Raw genomic sequence first — 16,776 nt, forward strand, 5'->3', positions numbered from 1 at the left:
AGTTCGTGGTATCTGCCTGTCGCAAAGCGTTTGCAATGATTTTCAAATGAGCGCAATTCCGAATTTAGAATGAGTGCAATTCCGAAATACAGATGAGTGCAATTCCGAAAAGATGCCCTTTACCGCATGAGTGCAATTCCGAATTAAACTTTGTTCTCACCACTTATTTTTACTGTATCTACCATTTTCATCGGCTTTGCCATCCCTCAATGAGTGCAATTCCGAAATCAGCATCATAAAAATCTAAATTTTAACATTTTCTTAACTTCAGCGAGTGCAATTCCGAATTCCGAATGAGTACAAATCCGAAATACGAATGAGCGCAATTCCGAAATCAGAGAATCACAGGATAACCATTGGGCAGTATTTCCCCCATTTTTGTTTCCCTGTAGAATTGTATAATAAGCGCCTGCATTTTGTTTAAAAAAGCCGTTCCCTGATAATTCGTGGATTTCATTCCTTCCAGCCTGTTCATCCTTATAAATTCGCCAAAAGCCTTTTCTATAAGTTGACGAGTTTGCGGAATAGTTTTGTATTGGTAGGAAAACTGGAGTATTTCGCGTTGTCCCAGACCATACCTTTTCTGAAAATAATAGAGTCTCTTTGCAATTCTTGATTTCTCCGCTGTGTGCTCCGACATATTGGTACCGCTTACCATTTTATTGTAAAAAGGATGAATGAAAATAGAATCGCCTTTGTAATGATAATTGAATGAAAGGGTATTGTACTTGTTGAAATTTATTTTTGCAGTTTTGAGGAACTTGAAACAAAAATCATTCGCGGTTTTATAGTTCAGTCCAAACTTTTTGTTCAGTGACGAAAGTTTTATCATGGTTCCATCTTCAGGAAGTTTTGAAAGCCAGATGGCAAAAATAATGTGCTTGTTGTTTCTGATATTATACACCAGATTGTAAAGGATGTAGTTATATTCAGGTATAATCATCAGCTTTTTCAGCCAGTAGCTGCTGATAAGAAAGGAAGTATATCCCCTTTGGTCATAACTTGGTGTGGAAATAAGCCCACCGAATGTTCTAATCTCTTTTCCTTTTGAGTTTACGGATTTATACCAGCCCATTTTGAACCGGGCAAGAAACTCATAGGCTTCTACAACCTGTTTGGTTGAGCCACTCGGAGAGATTTTGCTGTTCCGGATTTTAATAGAGGCAAAAATATTATTTTCAGTTTCAAATTCTTCATCAAATAAAGAGAGCTGCTTTGGACGGTCTTCAGGGCGGAACTGCTCACTACTGATAATCGAGATAATATTAAAAATAACACGAAGCGCATTGATGGGAATATCAGCCGCCTCCTGATCTTCAAAAATAAAATCGTCCACAAAATGATTGCCCAAGCGTATTCTTTCGGGAATTCTCTCATCTTTATCTTCAAATATTCTCCTGACAAGCCTTACATCTTTTTCCGGAATAGCCATACTTTATATTTTAAGTGCTTTTAACTTTGTTATTCTAACAGAACTCTATTCTTTGCAAGACCTACAGCAATTTAATTTTCTCACTTTTTAATGTTTTTGAACCATCGATAAGATTATAATACAGGTAATCTCCTGTTTCATCAGCTCTGAAAACTCTTTTCTCCACTTTCCCGAAATTGGGTATTCTAACTTTTTGAATTCCTTGATACTCGGCGATAATGCCATTGAGGCTTACTTTTTGTCCTGGCTTTATATCTGATAGTTTCATTTTTTATCGTTTTAAAATTTTAAATAGATAAACATCAATACTTATGTTCATTAAAGGATCATTTTGGAGGTTTAATAACAGGGATTGAATCTAAAGACAATTGTCCGTTATCATTCCTGTTTTTTATATAGGGCAAAAGATTTTTCAGTGAGGATTTCCAGTTGGTTATCGGTTTTCCTAAATTATTGCACCAGTTACTATTTGCCCATAAAGCGTACCTCTCCTTAATAGCGGAATGCATAGATTCTTCATAGCCGCTCAGCGTTTTAGCATAGTCTATAAATTCTTCCAAAGAAGGGATGTTGGCTATTATTTTAAAAGGATGCCTATTATCAAAGGATGCCTTCTCTTTCTGTTCTGTAGTTTCGGGAGTATTGATGACGGGTAAACCATCCAATGGCAAATTTTCATTTTTTTCTATTACCGGAATCCGAAGGTTATTTTTTCTTTTTGCCTTTTGGTCTTTTTCATCCTTTTGGATTGATAAAGAATAATCTGGCACTATTCTGTAAGAACAGGAGTACCCATTTTTACTTTCGTACCGGACCAGCCCTGAGTTGAGCAGCGCTTCTTTTGCAGATTTTACCGTTTTTCTTGTTAGTCCTAGTGTATTACCAATCGCTACGTCGGAAACAGTAACATCATATCTGTTATTATCGTTCGCTAATTTCAGCAAATACAGGTATATTGCAATAGCAGTGGTACCCAGTTGCGCTTTTGGGCCAGATTCCCAAAACTTTTGTATAAGTTCCTGATAATACATCGCTACTTCCGGGCAAAAAGCTCTAATACTTTTTGCTTATCAATGATGATAATTTTGCCCTTTTGTATAATGGCTTCATCCAACATTCCGGAGGATTTGATTTCCGAAGCTTTTGAAACAGAACAGCCCAGAACTTTGGCTAATCCTTTCAGTCCGTATTCATGCCTGTTTTCCGAACCAAAGTTTTTGATAATTTCCAAAAATTCCTCAACCGTCAGTTTCCAAAGGGGTGTTTGCGGATCTATCTTTTTCATTTTCTTTCTCTTATTAATTTTAGCTACCTTTTTTTTCCTTAGAAATCCAATTCCTTGCAGCAGCCTGCCAGCAGTTCATTAATTTCCCGTCACTTAATTTCCAACCCTGAGAATCATAAAAGGAATAAAACCCATATGCCTGAGCAGAAGGTAGATCACGTTCATTAAAATATAATTCTACTTCATGAAATTCAGGTGCAGAAAAGTTGTTTTCTTTTGGTAGTAATAATTCTTGCTCCGGGAATGCTTTATGTACAGAAATTCCAGATTCCTCAAAGTCAACAATATCAACCAGGCTTCCAATATAAGGGTCGTAACTGGGGGAATACATAATGAATCCTGCCAGATGTAGTTCTTTAATACACTTATGATAGGTTCCAAGGGATTTTACCTTACCCAATCTCATGACCTCACCACGATAAATACGAAAGGGGCTTTGAAACCGGTTCATGCTCCAGCACTGAAAAAGCGCAACATAAATACTGATATGGGATGGATGTAACCGGTTATCTTTAATCACATGCGCAAAAAAATTGATGATATCTTTGGTCTGATTCATGATTTCCTGTTTTCTGTGATTATTTAGAATCTGTAAGCAACTTCTCAATGTCTTTGTAATTATAATACAAGATCCCCCCTATCTTCGTATAAGAAAGGGTTCCGTTGATTCTAAGATTCTGTAAGGTCCCGGAAGAAATATTCAGAAGTTTTTTGACCTCCGAAGTACGAAGCCATAATTTTTGTTCTGTCGTTCTTACCTGAAGCAGGGCTTTAATATCATCCAGCAGCTCAATCTTAAATTGCTGGAGGTCTTCTTTTGTGATAATGGATACTGTCATGATTTCAAAAATTATTTTATTTGACAAATTTTGGGAATCATGCGGGATTTCTTTCGGTAGGTCTTCGGTACTACCGAAAGATTTTTATATACCCCTTATCAATAAAGAAATTGTGGGAAAAGTACTAATAATATGATTTATTGTGTACAAACAGGGAAAAATGGCTATTGATCACCATCTTGGAATGATTGATTCAAATGATCACTAAGCAGCTGAAGGAATTTAGTAGGGTTGGTTTTTCTGCTTTTTATCTCATGAAGTGTCTTATAAAAGTTTCCCAGGTTAATATTGAGTGACTTTTCAGTAAATTTAATAATCTCACTAAACTCAATATTGCCACCATTAAATGAACGGGTATTGTGGAGCGCATATAGAAGTTCCACCAAAGCAGATTTTGACGCAGACCATTGCAGCGGGGATTTATCGGTTATCTTTTCGTATACATACACATTAATTTCTGCAATGGATTTCAAAAGATATTTTTCCAATCGATCATTAGCCATAATTTGGGAAATAAGGTGGTCATGTGAGGTGGCAAATTTTTCATCATAATCATAAAGACCGGCTTCTATTTTCGTTTTCAGATCAAACTGATTCCGGACGAAATATTTTTGATCAAGATAGGTGGCTCTACGTCTATAGTACTCATAAAAATCGATGTGGTTTTCATAAAAATTTTTCAACACTTCCAATTCGCATTCAAAATATTCTTTCAGGCTTAATTCTCCTGCATTTGGTTTGGCCGCCTCAATTGATAAAAGCTTTGAAAAATAAATAAACTGCGAGATGAAAACGGGCTTGATGTCCTTGAAGAAATAAACTTCGTCGGCAACCGTTGAAAACTGATATAAGCTTACCTCCTGTTTAATGATTCTTATTACAGAATCAATTTCCATCAATGATCTCTCATATAAATCAATAGGATTATTTTTTTGAGCAAAACTAATCTGTTCAAGCTTTTTCCCTAAACTAGTCTCTAATCGCTTACACTTTTTAAAAAACGAATTGGCATGCATATTTTAAATAATAAGTATGAATTTTAAAGAATTATAACAAATGTTTAATGATAAATTACACAGCATGAAACCCAATAAAATTATGAATCACCAAACTCATCATTGATTTTTTGAATATATTCTGAAGGCGTTAAAGCTGTTAATTCAATAAAAAATGTAGAAAATTTGGGTCTTGTGGAAAATCCGCATTCATCGGCTATCGTATCAATGGAATACTTCCTCCATTGCACATTGGTTCTTAGCATTTCTTTAGCATAGTCGATCCGTAACCTATTGATGTACGTATTAAAATTAGCTCCTTTATATTCATTTATAACCGCCGATAAATAAGCAGTATTCGTTTTTAGCCTTTTCGCGAGCTGATTTTGAGTAAGCCTTTTTTCTAAATAAAATTTGTTTCGCTCCATAATTTCGAGCTTTTCCAATATTTCGTTTGTCAGATTCTCAGGCAACTTGGAATGTTTTATTGAAACTGTGTCTTCATGGACTTCTTTTTCTAAAATCGGGTCGTTAACAATTTGGTACTTTTTAGCACCTTTTCTTACCTTATAATACCTTGCGGATATTACGAGCAAAGCACCGAAAGAAATTCCTGCAATAACATATCCGTAAAAAGCTGAAGATTCCAGTCTTTTTTTGGATGTAAGCAAGTCATTGGTATCATATTCTTTAATGATTTTTCCTGAAAGGTATTTAAAATCATTATGCATCATCCGGTCAAACCGCAGTAATTGTTTGGTATAATACAATTCTTTCTTGTTATCATTTTTATCTTTGTAATGTGTGATAAGCAGCTCAAACGCTTCCCTTACTGAAGGATGTGCAAAATTTCGTCCCAGAAATATACTATCTACTTTTTCTAAATAATTAATACCTTCATTTTCATTGTGATTTCTTAATAGAATTTTACCTTTTAAAAAATAGATCAGCGATGCATTGGTAAAATCACTTTTCTTTTCAATGCCTGCCAAAGCAATATTAAAATTCGACAATGCCTCTCGGTCATTTTCTCTTAGGTAGTCTAGAATCCCACTCAGCTTATAAAAATAGCTTCTTTCTATATAAAAATTTTTATCCTCGGCCGAAGCCTCCAATCCTTCATTAATAAGATCGGAAACCTCATTTATTTTTGATTGATAAAACAGACAGATACCCATCTGATGAAGGCTGTTCAAATATCCCTTCTTCATATTGTATCGAAGATTGGGAAAATCTGTGGGAACGCTTGTATCTCTATAATAAGATCGGCACTTTGAAAAAAGTGTAAAGGCTTCTTCATAATATCCTAGATAACTTTTGACAACTCCTATATGGTACATATTCTTATGATACAAATAGGGATCTTTACTTTTGTCTAAATATTGCCAAGCCTGCAGATACTGATCAAGAGCCTTCTGATATTTTCTGTAGGTAAAGTAGTAAACACTTCCTTTTGTTAGATAGGAATTTCCGATAAGATCGGGGTCATTTGTTTGGGAAGCAGCCCATACAGCACTATCTGCATATTCTATTTTTTTATTTCTCGAAAAGCTCACGGCGTCCCGATATGCCTGGGTCAGTTCCTTATAATTTTTAAATGCTTTCGCCTCTTTAATATAGATATTGACAAACTCAAGAGCACGTTCATCGTTTTCTTCAAAATTATCATAACGTACCCTGTAATCAGAATATCTCTGACCATTAACCAAAAAGCAAAATAAAACACAAAAACAGAATATTATTTTCAAAATAAAAATAATTTAACAGAATAATGTTAATTATATTATAAATATGATTCAAAATTAAGCAAAATGAATCAAGCAAAAAATTATTTCTACACTTTAGGAATCATGCATTACGAATACAATCAAACTATCTGACTTACAATCAATTAACTCGTTAATAAACGAGGATCCGATTTATAAATCGGATCCTGAAAATTTATAAATCGAATCCATCACCCTTTTTTTTCGAAAAATTCATGCTCTAAATTCGCTTTCAGAATTCTAAAAAACTACCGGCCGGGATTGTTAATTATTTAATCCCAAAATCATGAAAACCAAAATATTAATACTGCATATTGTTGCAGGAATTTTACTTTCATTTGTTATTTCATCCTGTCGTGAAGAAAGCCTTCCGCAGATTCCTTATCCGGAGATGCCTGTTCTTACGACTGAAAGAATGGTCTTAAAAGCAGACAGTACTCAACTTGAAAATGAATTGGAAACCAGTGAAAAAGATCCGCCAAAGGACCGGGACAACTGGAAAACCAGTAAGTAACCAAATTTTGAACCAACATGGAGACTCAGGTGCAACTCATCATTGAATCGGGAATGGCCTGTCCCGTTAGTGGAATATGGAAAACCATAGGACCTCTTACTACTACCATCCCGGTAAATGAAAAATCTGCTATGCCTACCTATTGTGGCGTAAAAGTATTCTGGATATTATTATACCATTGTTAAAATCTTATTATGAAAAAGAAACTAACACAATTTCCGATATGGATTGCTTATTTTTTTATCCTGTTGTTTTGCTACGCAGCCATCAGCAAAATATTTGATTTTGAAAATTTTCAGGTGCAGATTGCCCAGTCTCCATTGTTAAGTGCTTACGCTATAATAATTACCTATGGAATACTTTTCCTTGAACTATTGGTCTGTTTCTTTTTGATATTTGATAAAACGAGATTTATTGGATTGTACAGTTCCTACATACTGATGGTTCTCTTTAGTATCTATATTTATCTTATCCTCAATTATAGTGAGTTTATTCCCTGTTCCTGCGGTGGGATTCTTGAAAAAATGGATTGGCAAACACATCTCATTTTTAACATAATATGCGTTGTGGTTGTCATAGTTGCTCTTAGTATAGACACCTATGTAAACCACAAAAAACAGGGGAAGCTCTTCTTCAGCCTTCTGATCACAGCAGGGCTCTGTATTACCGGAATGCTCATCATGTATCAAAAGTCAGAATATATTCTTAAGAAAGATAATGGTTTTCAAAGAAGATTTTTACAGCATCCTATCCTTAAAAATGGGACTTATGATTTAAAACTGAACTCCTATTATTTTGCCGGCTTTTCAGGCGACACCCTATATCTTGGGAATTACACAGCGCCGTTCTCACTCACAAAGATTACCAATTTTACGGGAATGGAACGAAGAAATCTGCAACTCGGCCGCACAGACATTAATTTCAGGTCTCCCCTGCTTGAAGTTACAGACAGTCTTATCACATTGTATGACGGAACAATCCCGATCATTTTTGAAGGAACAACCGGGAGCAATAAGCTCACTGAACAAAATATTGGAAAAACTTATTTCAGGAAAATCGAACGAATTGATTATAATCACTTTCTCATAGGTGCTTTCCACCGCAAAAAGCAGATTCAGAGTCTGGGGATTATCAGTAAAGGGAGCAAGGATTCTGTAAGGTTTAATCCACAGCTTTTGGAAAAGCATAAAGAAGGTTTTTTTGAGCCCGATGGACAATTAAATTATGATCCTTTTACAGGTAAGGTTGTTTATGTTTACCATTATAAAAACATGTTTGTAGTTACTGATCGAAATATTAAATCAAAACATGTATTCAGGACTATTGATACCGTCAGCATTCCACGGCTAGGTCTTTCCCACTTAGCCGATGGCAGCAGAAAACTTAACAATCCTTTGGTGGTTAACAAAAGGTCAATTGCCTATAAAGGGGTTCTGTTTGTGGAGTCGGACCGCAAAGGAAAGCTGGAAAAAGACAGGGGTAATAAAGCAATTATACTTGATCTTTATTCTATTCAAGAGCAAAAATACCTTGGCAGTATCAGTATTCCCAACAGAAATAAGGAGCAACGTGTACAATTTACTATACAGGGAAACCAATTGTATGTAATGATAGAAAATGAACTGATCAGATATCGTTTTGCGCAAAACATCACTCAACATTTCATTTCAGGGGAAGCCGAAAACCTGTACAAAGAGTAGGCACCAATAATAAATTTATAACAATGAAAAAAATGAGAAAAATCGCATTGCCATTGGCTATCCTGTTAATCGGAGCAGGCAGTGCGTATGCTACCAATGTAGCATCAGAGACTAAAAAAGCTGATATTCCTGGATGGAAAATTGATCTTGAAAATCCGGAACAGCCTTGTGTCATGACAAGTCAGCTTTGTACGACAGATAATACTGGTATTGTCTGTACAGTAAGTGACGCTTCTGGTGTCCATGACCTGTATGAATCCAGTTGCGAAACAGAATTATTCAGAATTCCTTAACTGTTAGTTATTACTAACTACTAAAAGAAGGGTGCGCTTTATTGAGCACCCTTTGTGTATTTCTGTATCCAGGGGATATTTTTTTCATTCTTCAAATGATAATTAAACCAATCCAGAATTTTCAGGGTCAGGTCTTTCTGTCCTTCTGCCCTGCTTAAACTGTGGCCTTCTTTATCATAAAACAAGGCAATAACCGGCTTCCGGTATTTTCTCAAGGCAATAAACATGGATTTGGTTCCTTCAGGGCTGACATTTCCATCATCTGTTCCTGTCCAGAGCAGCATGGGTGCGCTGACATTCTGGGCAGACATTATCGGGTTATTTTTAATGTATTTTTCCGGATTTTCCGCAAGGGTAGCTTTAAACCAGTATTGGCGCCCTTCATACCTGTAATAGTCGGGAGCATTAAAATGATAATTATACGCATAGTAGGTTCTTACCACATCAGAAACTGCTGATCCGGAGACATACGCTGCAAAACGGTTCGAATGCCCTGCAATAAAGTTGGTTTCATACCCGCCAAAAGACTGCCCCATAAGTCCAATCCTAGCCATATCCACATTCCTGATTTTCTGTAATTCGTCTAAGGCATTATTAATGCTTTCCAGTGCTGAAATTCCTGCTCCTTTGTCAGATTGCGAGATATCTGCAAGCAGTACGGCGAAGCCTTCCTCCATCAACAGTGGGATATTCAGCCCTGTGGGATTCGAGAAGGAAGGTCGCAGAAATCTTTTGGTCATATAATCCTGCTTCTCATACACATGGATAACAATGGGGTATTTTTTTGAGTGGTCATAACCGAGCGGCATATACAAAGCACCGCTTATGGTTTCTCCATCCGAGCCTTTGTAAGAAATTTGAATCAACTCTGCCTGTTCAAATTTCTGATTATTCTGATCTGAAACATAGAGAGCTTTGGGACTTTCCTTCTCTTTCTTTACTACAAGCCTTGGCCGTTTATTATAGTTTTCTTCGATCCAGTAGTAATTTTCACCCTGATTCATTCTTTTAAATTGCGTGATCTCATCAGAAGTTTGTGGTTGGATCATATGCAGCCTTCTGTTTCTTAAACCGGCATAGGCAGTATGGTTGGTCTTCGGATTGCTGATTTTTAACAGCAAGCTCTTTTTGATATCTGTTGTCCTGAAGTCTCTACCGTATCCTAATTCCGTACTGATTCTTGTAAAATCCACCAGCTCGATTTTTGAATCATCACTTGCAGTAAATCCTTCTTTCACTTTCTTAGTGACCAGATTATATTCAGAGATCCTGTTTCCTCCTACCCATAGAACTTCTTTCTCCGAAGTAAAGTAAGGAATCATGGCAGCGGGAATCTTAACATCTTCCATCCTCAAAGTTACCGTATTATACAGCTGCCAGTTGTTTTCCTTCTGAATTAACAGGTACTGACCGGATGGTGAGATTACCATCTGTTTCCGCAGGTCCGTAATCAGGGTATATGTATCGGTTATCGCATTCCAGAGATACAGTCTGTCAAAGCTATTTCCGCCAGCTTTATCCATTTTATCAACCTGCTGTTTATCGGTTTCATACATCAGGTAACGTGAATTGCCGATAGCAGTTTCTCCGAAATACCCGGGGCGAGTCATTAGAGCCTGCTTTCCGCTCACCGGCTCCCAGTTCACCTGGATGTATTCAGTTACCGCTTTTGCATGTTTCTTAAGGTCGAAGTCCGCTGCGTACCAGATATCAACCATTCCTTTTGAAGGGGGGATTTTCTTTCCTAATTTAAGGACAATACTATTATCAGAACGGGAAGGATTCAACATCATCTGATCATAGCCATCATACCCGCTTCCATCAAACATATATTGTTTTTTATCCTGAGAAATATAGCATAATTTGGTTTTTCCTTTCTTTCCGGCTTGAATAATGAAGCCTTTCTGTTTCATGCCGGAAGGCAAAATATTGCTCAGCTCATCATGGGTTGAAAAGATCCCTTCAAAGATCCCTTTATTCAAAATCAAAGCTTCATTCAGATCACCTGTTCTCTTTTTAGCGATGGTCTCATCACCTTCGGAATAGATATGCTGAATACCGGAAATGGTTTGCCTCAGGTTCGTATCAAGATCATAAACTTCCAGCTTGTTTCCTTCTTTTTCGGTATACAGTACCATAAGAGTATTCTGCTGTTTATTGTAGATGCATTTTTTTACATGATAAAAAAAACGGAATTTTCCTGTTTCGGGATTAAGATACTCTAGAGTATCTTTTGCCTGTATCGCGAGATGACTCTCCACAAACATAATAAAATCAATATTTTTTCTTTCTTGTCTATAGTCTTTATCCACTGTACTTCGCAGCATCATTTTCTTTGTCCCGTCAGAAGCGAAAATGTACCATGCCAGCCATTTGCCGTTATCAGAAGCCTGAGGAAATTTCATTTCTTCGGTATCCTTAACCAGCTTTTCCAAATGCTCATACCGCTGGGCTGAAAGGTTTTGCGGCATGATAATAAGAAGAAATATCCATAATATCCATAATATCCATAAGACCGCATAGGAATTTCGTCTTCGGAAAGATTTGAAAGTGATACAATCAATATGTGACGCCTTAATATCCATCATTTTGCGGTGTTAAGTGATTGTTTAAAAGCATTTCTTTTTGTGGGAGTGGTAAATATTGATTGGTCGTTTTCCAGTTAGGCTTTACCGTTTGTAAAAGATCCAGCTGTCCCCATCTTTTAAGGTCAATAAACCGGCTTCCGTGTTCTGCAAAAAATTCTTTTCTTCTTTCATTTTTTATTTCTTCCATCGCCTGAACCTGTGAAATAGAGGTATTGAGAGGTGTTAGCCCCGCCCTTTGTCTTGTCTGATTGATCAAAGGAACTGCCTCTGCTGTTTTGTTCTGCATGGTTAAAGTTTCTGCCAGCATCAGGTACACATCCTCCAGCCTGTAGATGATAGAATATTCTGTTGTATTGGTAGCAGTAGTCACCTTATATTTGGTCTGCTTATAATTAGTTTGTGAGCCAAATACCACCGGGGTGAAATAGTTTTGTCTTCGAAGATCGGTACTTGAAAAAGAAGCGATTAGGTCAGGGTTCAAAACAAATGAGGTGGGCGCACCCACAAAGTTATACAGTACGGCTTCGCTTGTCGGATCAGTATTGTTCTTGGGCTTTAGCTGCCAGATAATATGCTTTCCTGCTTTCTGAAATACTTTGGAAAGGTCATTTTGAAAAACATAGTCAGTATTCTGGATGACCGTTTGGCAAATGGCTTCTGTTTCCTGCCATTTCCCCAGCATCATTTTCATTTTAGCCTGTAAAACCAAGCCTGTCGCTTTGTTCACATAAATCCTTTCTGCATTTCGGTATGCTAGAGGCAAAAGGTTCACCGCTTCCGAAATATCGGCCTCCAGCCTTGACAGGAATTCAGCCTTAGGCATCCTGCTTAAAGTTGAGTTATACACATAATCTGTCGTAGCAGTATATGGAATCTCCCCGTACATCTGGTACAGGTAATAGTAGATAAGGGAGCGGATGAGCATTGCTTCTCCCTTTATCCTGCTTTTTGCTGCTAAGGAAAGGCTTTTGGATTTTTCCACGCCTTCTATGATGCTGTTGGCCATATACACCTGCTGATAAGCCGTCGTCCATACCTGGCTCACGGTAGCATTGGTAGCCAGCGGCTGATTATGGTAGATATCCAGGATTCCGTTTCCGGCACTGGTAAAAACACAGGTAATATCATCGGTATAATTTCCCAGTAAAGCACCGGAGCCGTCTGTGGTGCCACTGATCACGGAACCTGTCCATAGTCCTGCGTACAGTCCCGCAAGCGCGGCATCTGCGGTTTTTTCATCTTCAAATACCTGTTCTGTGGCCAGTTGGTTATTCGGAAAATCTGTTTCTATAAATTTCTCACACGATACTGCGCTTAAAGCGGCATAAAGCATCAAAAGAAACGCTATTATAGGGTTTATAAAATTTTTCATTGTTGTTAGTTGCTAGGAGTTATTACACATAAAATCATCAATCTTATCGCTAAAAAGTCACCTGGAATCCTAATGAGTAGGTCTTGAGGGGTGGCAGGTAACCTACCAGATAAAACTCGGGATCCATTCCAAAATAATTGGTGATGGTTAGAAGGTTTTGTCCCTGCACATAGATCATAGCTTCTTTGATGCCCATCTTTTGCATGGGAATGCGGTAGTTCAGCTGTACATTCTTCAGCCTGATATAGGAAGCATCACTGACTGCTGCCGTGGAGTTCTGGAAGAACCCGTGCAGGGAAAGCTTCTGGGGGTTGTACCCTGCTGAATATTCCATATAGCTGCCTCCCGGGTTAGATGGAGACCATGCGTCCAATACTTCTACAGGCTGATTACTGAGTGCTCCGGGCAGAAGCATCTGGCGGTTGTAATTCCAGTTTCTCTGTTTTACAAACTGCCATAAAAAAGAAGCAGACCAATTGCCGAACCTCAGATTATTCGACCATCCGCCAAAAAAGCGGACACCCAGCTTTTCCACTGCTTTATTATCATCAGGGGAGGTAATCTTTCCGTCACCATTGAAATCTGTAAACTTGTAGAGTCCGGTTGCAGGGTCTATGCCTTCATACTGGTAGACTTTGGCAATAGTCGTAGGGTATCCGATCATATACTGATTGGAATAGGTAGAACCTTCGAGATTCGGAAATTCTACAAGCGTATTCTTCGGAATGCTCAGGTTAAAAGAGGTCTCGTACCTGAATTTTCCTTTTCTTAAAACCTGAACCGAGGTATCAAATTCCCAGCCTGTATTCCTGATCTTTGCCGGAAGATTGGATTGTACGGAAGGAAAGCCCGTGGTGGCTGGAAGGGGAATTCCTACCAGCTGATTGGAAGAGGTGTTTTCATAGTAGGCACCTGAAAAATTAAAGCGTCCGTTCCAGAGTCCTACTTCCAGGGTCAATTCTTTTTTCAGAGTCTTCTCCCAGCTGAAATCAGGGTTATACAGCCGCGCCGGATTTAAACCGGTCTGCCCGTTATAGATACCCGATGAAATAATATAGGTATTGAGATATTGGTAATCTCCTATCTTATCGTTTCCTGTAGTTCCCATGCTTCCTCTGAGTTTACCCATGCTCAGCCATTTTACCTCTTTCAGAAAGGGCTCTTCCGAGAAAAGCCATGCCGCGCCTATTGCTCCAAAGTTCCCGAAACGGTTATTGGCACCAAATCGGCTAGAACCGTCACGCCTTCCGGTAAGGTTCACAATATATCTTTTCTTCAGTTGATAATTAAAACGGGCAAAAACTGCCGTATAGTTATACTGGCTCCGAACCTGATCAGAAATGGTCTTTACGCTGGCGGCTCCAATATTATCAATCAAAGCATTGCTCTCAAAGCCTTTTCCCTGAATAGCTCCCTGCTCTGATTGTGTTTTTTGCAGAGTTGCTCCCAGCAAGAATTCAAACTGGTGATTTCCGGTTTTGTAAGCGCCCACCAGTTGGGGTTCGAGGATATAGGAAAAGTTCACCTGGTTATTCCGGGAAGAGGTGGAATTCATGCTGGTCTGTCCAAAAGAAGGATTATTAATCGTATGGGGCTTTATCGAACGTTCTTCGAAATTCTGATAGCTGATTCCGGCGTTCATTTTTAATGAAAGGAAAGGAAACAGCTTATAGGACACATTAAGGCCGTTATTAAAAAAGGCGGTCTTATTGGAGTACTCGCTCAGAAGCGAAGCCACCGGATTGTTAAATGTTCCGTTCTCCCAGTTGATGCTCCCATCTGCAGTATAAAGTGCCGGAGCATTGGGACTCAGCATAATGCTTTTCAAGGTAAGGTCATCATTCTGCACATTGTTCTGCTGAAAAGAAAAGGTATTTACCATGCTAAATTCCATTCTCCTGTCGGGAGTAAGATAACTGAAATTGGCATTGATGTTATTGGTTTTATATTTGAAGTCAGCCGGCAAAACAGTGGTCTGCTCATTATGGCCATAGCTGATCTGGTAAGAAAAGTTTTCAGAGCCGCCACTCATGGACAACTGAACGCCGTAGGCATCTGCCATGCTTCCGATCAGTTCTTTCTGCCAGTCGGTGTATCGGGATTGATCCCAGGTTCCATTGATGTCATACATGGTAGCAGGATAGGCTACATTATCATTCTGGAATGCCTGACGACGCATACTGATGTACTGCTCCGTGTTCATCATTTCCATAGGCCTAGTAATCCTGCTTAAGGAATACGAGGTATTAAGCTTGAGCTCAGATCGTCCTTTCTTTCCTCTTTTAGTGGTTACAATGATCACCCCGTTGGCTCCTCTTGATCCGTAAATGGCTGTTGCATCAGCATCTTTTAAAATCTCAAAGCTCTCAATATCATTCGGATTGATGGCATTCAGGGGATTGATAGAGGACCACGGAAGGATTTTAGTGGAATACAGCGAAGGGGTCTCGGAAGCCTGGGGAACTCCGTCGATAATATATAAGGGTTCATTCCCTTCACGGCGGATACTGTTCTTTCCCCTGATCTGGATATCGAATCCGCCTCCCGGGGTTCCGGTATTCTGGGTAATGCTTACTCCTGACATTCTTCCCTGAGCTGCGGATAGCACATTGGTGACAGGCTGGTTTTCGATATCCTTAGCTGAAACTTTGGCAATGCTTCCCGTGCGTTCCTTATCTTTGACCTTATAATACCCTGCATTCAGTACCACTTCTTCAATATGGCTCACTTTTTCTGATGCGGGCTTACCTGAAGGGGATAAGGTATCGGTCTTTTTCCTGAGTACGGAAGCTTCAGGGGTATTCTTTCGGGAAATAGTATCAGAATTGCTCTGTACCTGTGCATGAAAAGAGACGCCTGCTACCGTCAGCATAAGGACACATGAAACGTGCCCTATGCTGGTATAGGATTTTTTCATAAATTTGAAAAGTTTAATTCGTTAAACGACAGCTCTTTCTCTACGGTCTGCAAACTTTAAAGGAAAGGGCTTTTTTATTTCTTATTGTTCTGTAACAAAAAGATAACTAAGTATCATTATAATAGGTGCTGCTTATTTTCATTTGATGGTCTTTTATGGTTTCATTGTGTTTTTAAATATTGTCTAGGAGGAGGTTTTGGGAGATTACAAAACCTCCAACCTAAACACATCATAAAGAATTAATATGAATGAAATTAACCTCGAGTGTGAACTGTAAAGCTCCAATGGATGCACTGCCATTGTATCCTATCTAATCTTTATAGTAAAAGCAGCTTAGAGAAATGTAGAGAAGGCGGACATCATTGAAAAAAACAGCGTGGAACTCTACCTACCGTATCAGAGGTACTGGCATACCCTTTACCACGAATAAGAGAGCCCACGCTTAGAACGTGAGCAATCTGCTTATTGTCTTGTGGTAAAATGAAAAGTGCCAGTTTTCTGATACAAGATTCTAAGCGAATAGCTTCTAATATTTTTTGAAGTTTCGCAAAATTACAATTAAGTAACTTCTTTCACAAAGATAAGAAAAAATATCTTGGTATACAAAACTATACCAAAATATTTTTCATTATGTGCTTAATTGCATTTATGATTAAAGAAAGTGAAAAAATTATAATTATAAAAACTGCAATTACTTTGCGTAAAATGCTAAGTAACAATAAGAGTTCCTCAGCGAAATCGAATGGTAGTGTGGACATAGTCAATAGTTATGATAAAATAGCTGCAAACTCTAATTCAGAACTGACCAAAGCTACAGTAAATGGTGCTTTTAGCGGAAAGAAAAGGTCAACGATGGCAACTATTGTTCTTATTGTTGAGTCAATGGGTTATACAATGATTGATTTTGCTGAAATTTATGATAAGCTTTCGGAAAGAGATGTTAGTAAATTCAGAGAAGAAATGCTTAAAAAAAGTTAGTAAATTCCATAATTACATTTCAACCATTTTGTTATTTGTTAATAGACTGCAAGCATTTTATGGGAATAATGATAAAAGAATTAGAGAGTAAATTGCT

The 16,776-nt window shown here is 38.1% G+C and carries 16 protein-coding genes; 5 read left to right on the top strand and 11 right to left on the bottom strand.

All coding sequences use genetic code 11. The annotated features are described in order from the left end of the window. Positions 1-334 precede the first annotated feature (334 nt). The 8 genes from ACWPWS_RS18675 to ACWPWS_RS18710 form a co-directional block, all read right to left on the bottom strand. Complete coding sequence (locus tag ACWPWS_RS18675; protein ID WP_454047525.1) at positions 335-1,432, bottom strand: hypothetical protein; 1,098 nt, start codon at positions 1,430-1,432, stop codon at positions 335-337. A gap of 61 nt (positions 1,433-1,493) precedes the next feature. Beyond that, positions 1,494-1,700, bottom strand: coding sequence for a hypothetical protein (locus ACWPWS_RS18680; RefSeq protein ID WP_098972202.1), 207 nt, complete (start codon positions 1,698-1,700; stop codon positions 1,494-1,496). Between the two features lie 58 nt (positions 1,701-1,758). After that, positions 1,759-2,376: a hypothetical protein gene (locus tag ACWPWS_RS18685; protein ID WP_123840829.1), complete on the bottom strand. Its 618-nt coding sequence runs from the start codon at positions 2,374-2,376 to the stop codon at positions 1,759-1,761. A gap of 89 nt (positions 2,377-2,465) precedes the next feature. Next, positions 2,466-2,717, bottom strand: a complete 252-nt coding sequence (locus ACWPWS_RS18690) for a DUF3853 family protein (RefSeq protein WP_098972205.1) — start codon at positions 2,715-2,717, stop codon at positions 2,466-2,468. Positions 2,718-2,736: 19 nt separating this feature from the next. Next, positions 2,737-3,276: a hypothetical protein gene (locus ACWPWS_RS18695; protein ID WP_454047526.1), complete on the bottom strand. Its 540-nt coding sequence runs from the start codon at positions 3,274-3,276 to the stop codon at positions 2,737-2,739. A 19-nt stretch (positions 3,277-3,295) separates the two neighbouring features. Beyond that, complete coding sequence (locus ACWPWS_RS18700; protein ID WP_098972243.1) at positions 3,296-3,556, bottom strand: helix-turn-helix domain-containing protein; 261 nt, start codon at positions 3,554-3,556, stop codon at positions 3,296-3,298. 164 nt (positions 3,557-3,720) lie between these two features. Then, positions 3,721-4,452 carry an RteC domain-containing protein gene (locus tag ACWPWS_RS18705; protein WP_228426248.1) on the bottom strand — a complete coding sequence of 244 codons (732 nt, stop codon included), beginning with the start codon at positions 4,450-4,452 and terminating at the stop codon, positions 3,721-3,723. A gap of 200 nt (positions 4,453-4,652) precedes the next feature. Next, entirely contained in the window at positions 4,653-6,299 is a 1,647-nt protein-coding gene (locus tag ACWPWS_RS18710; RefSeq protein WP_123840828.1) for a helix-turn-helix domain-containing protein, read from the bottom strand. A 304-nt stretch (positions 6,300-6,603) separates the two neighbouring features. On the opposite strand from ACWPWS_RS18710, the gene ACWPWS_RS18715 reads away from it, so the two are divergent. The 4 genes from ACWPWS_RS18715 to ACWPWS_RS18730 are packed head-to-tail and all read left to right on the top strand — an operon-like array spanning position 6,604 to position 8,824. Then, a complete protein-coding gene (locus tag ACWPWS_RS18715; RefSeq protein WP_454047527.1) occupies positions 6,604-6,831 on the top strand; it encodes a hypothetical protein in 228 nt (75 codons plus the stop codon). A 17-nt stretch (positions 6,832-6,848) separates the two neighbouring features. Continuing rightward, positions 6,849-7,016 (top strand): hypothetical protein, encoded by a 168-nt coding sequence (locus ACWPWS_RS18720; protein ID WP_454047528.1) that lies wholly within the window; start codon positions 6,849-6,851, stop codon positions 7,014-7,016. Between the two features lie 9 nt (positions 7,017-7,025). Beyond that, a complete protein-coding gene (locus tag ACWPWS_RS18725) occupies positions 7,026-8,531 on the top strand; it encodes a MauE/DoxX family redox-associated membrane protein (RefSeq protein WP_098972250.1) in 1,506 nt (501 codons plus the stop codon). A gap of 23 nt (positions 8,532-8,554) precedes the next feature. Then, on the top strand, positions 8,555-8,824 hold the full coding sequence (locus ACWPWS_RS18730) for a DUF6520 family protein (protein WP_050022320.1): 270 nt from the start codon (positions 8,555-8,557) through the stop codon (positions 8,822-8,824). Positions 8,825-8,862: 38 nt separating this feature from the next. On the opposite strand, the gene ACWPWS_RS18735 is transcribed toward ACWPWS_RS18730, so the two are convergent. The 3 genes from ACWPWS_RS18735 to ACWPWS_RS18745 are packed head-to-tail and all read right to left on the bottom strand — an operon-like array spanning position 8,863 to position 15,701. Then, the gene (locus ACWPWS_RS18735) at positions 8,863-11,412 is read right to left on the bottom strand and encodes an alpha/beta hydrolase family protein (RefSeq protein ID WP_454047529.1); all 2,550 of its coding nucleotides are present in this window, start codon (positions 11,410-11,412) and stop codon (positions 8,863-8,865) included. Beyond that, positions 11,399-12,784, bottom strand: a complete 1,386-nt coding sequence (locus ACWPWS_RS18740; RefSeq protein WP_454047530.1) for a RagB/SusD family nutrient uptake outer membrane protein — start codon at positions 12,782-12,784, stop codon at positions 11,399-11,401. The genes ACWPWS_RS18735 and ACWPWS_RS18740 overlap by 14 nt, the downstream gene beginning before the upstream one ends. Positions 12,785-12,833: 49 nt before the next feature. Continuing rightward, positions 12,834-15,701 carry a SusC/RagA family TonB-linked outer membrane protein gene (locus ACWPWS_RS18745; RefSeq protein ID WP_454047531.1) on the bottom strand — a complete coding sequence of 956 codons (2,868 nt, stop codon included), beginning with the start codon at positions 15,699-15,701 and terminating at the stop codon, positions 12,834-12,836. A gap of 648 nt (positions 15,702-16,349) precedes the next feature. Here ACWPWS_RS18745 and ACWPWS_RS18750 point away from each other — a divergent pair. Continuing rightward, positions 16,350-16,679: a hypothetical protein gene (locus ACWPWS_RS18750; RefSeq protein WP_454047532.1), complete on the top strand. Its 330-nt coding sequence runs from the start codon at positions 16,350-16,352 to the stop codon at positions 16,677-16,679. Positions 16,680-16,776 lie beyond the last annotated feature (97 nt).

It is taken from the genome of Chryseobacterium sp. Marseille-Q8038, from assembly GCF_965111995.1.

Bases quoted from the DNA above. Each gene is read 5' to 3' on its own strand.
- ACWPWS_RS18730 (WP_050022320.1), top strand. From the start codon at position 8,555: ATGAAAAAAATGAGAAAAATCGCATTGCCATTGGCTATCCTGTTAATC.
- ACWPWS_RS18735 (WP_454047529.1), bottom strand. From the start codon at position 11,412: ATGATGGATATTAAGGCGTCACATATTGATTGTATCACTTTCAAATCT.
- ACWPWS_RS18700 (WP_098972243.1), bottom strand. From the start codon at position 3,556: ATGACAGTATCCATTATCACAAAAGAAGACCTCCAGCAATTTAAGATT.
- ACWPWS_RS18690 (WP_098972205.1), bottom strand. From the start codon at position 2,717: ATGAAAAAGATAGATCCGCAAACACCCCTTTGGAAACTGACGGTTGAG.
- ACWPWS_RS18725 (WP_098972250.1), top strand. From the start codon at position 7,026: ATGAAAAAGAAACTAACACAATTTCCGATATGGATTGCTTATTTTTTT.
- ACWPWS_RS18715 (WP_454047527.1), top strand. From the start codon at position 6,604: ATGAAAACCAAAATATTAATACTGCATATTGTTGCAGGAATTTTACTT.
- ACWPWS_RS18705 (WP_228426248.1), bottom strand. From the start codon at position 4,452: ATGGAAATTGATTCTGTAATAAGAATCATTAAACAGGAGGTAAGCTTA.
- ACWPWS_RS18740 (WP_454047530.1), bottom strand. From the start codon at position 12,784: ATGAAAAATTTTATAAACCCTATAATAGCGTTTCTTTTGATGCTTTAT.
- ACWPWS_RS18680 (WP_098972202.1), bottom strand. From the start codon at position 1,700: ATGAAACTATCAGATATAAAGCCAGGACAAAAAGTAAGCCTCAATGGC.
- ACWPWS_RS18720 (WP_454047528.1), top strand. From the start codon at position 6,849: ATGGAGACTCAGGTGCAACTCATCATTGAATCGGGAATGGCCTGTCCC.
- ACWPWS_RS18675 (WP_454047525.1), bottom strand. From the start codon at position 1,432: ATGGCTATTCCGGAAAAAGATGTAAGGCTTGTCAGGAGAATATTTGAA.
- ACWPWS_RS18745 (WP_454047531.1), bottom strand. From the start codon at position 15,701: ATGAAAAAATCCTATACCAGCATAGGGCACGTTTCATGTGTCCTTATG.
- ACWPWS_RS18695 (WP_454047526.1), bottom strand. From the start codon at position 3,276: ATGAATCAGACCAAAGATATCATCAATTTTTTTGCGCATGTGATTAAA.
- ACWPWS_RS18750 (WP_454047532.1), top strand. From the start codon at position 16,350: ATGATTAAAGAAAGTGAAAAAATTATAATTATAAAAACTGCAATTACT.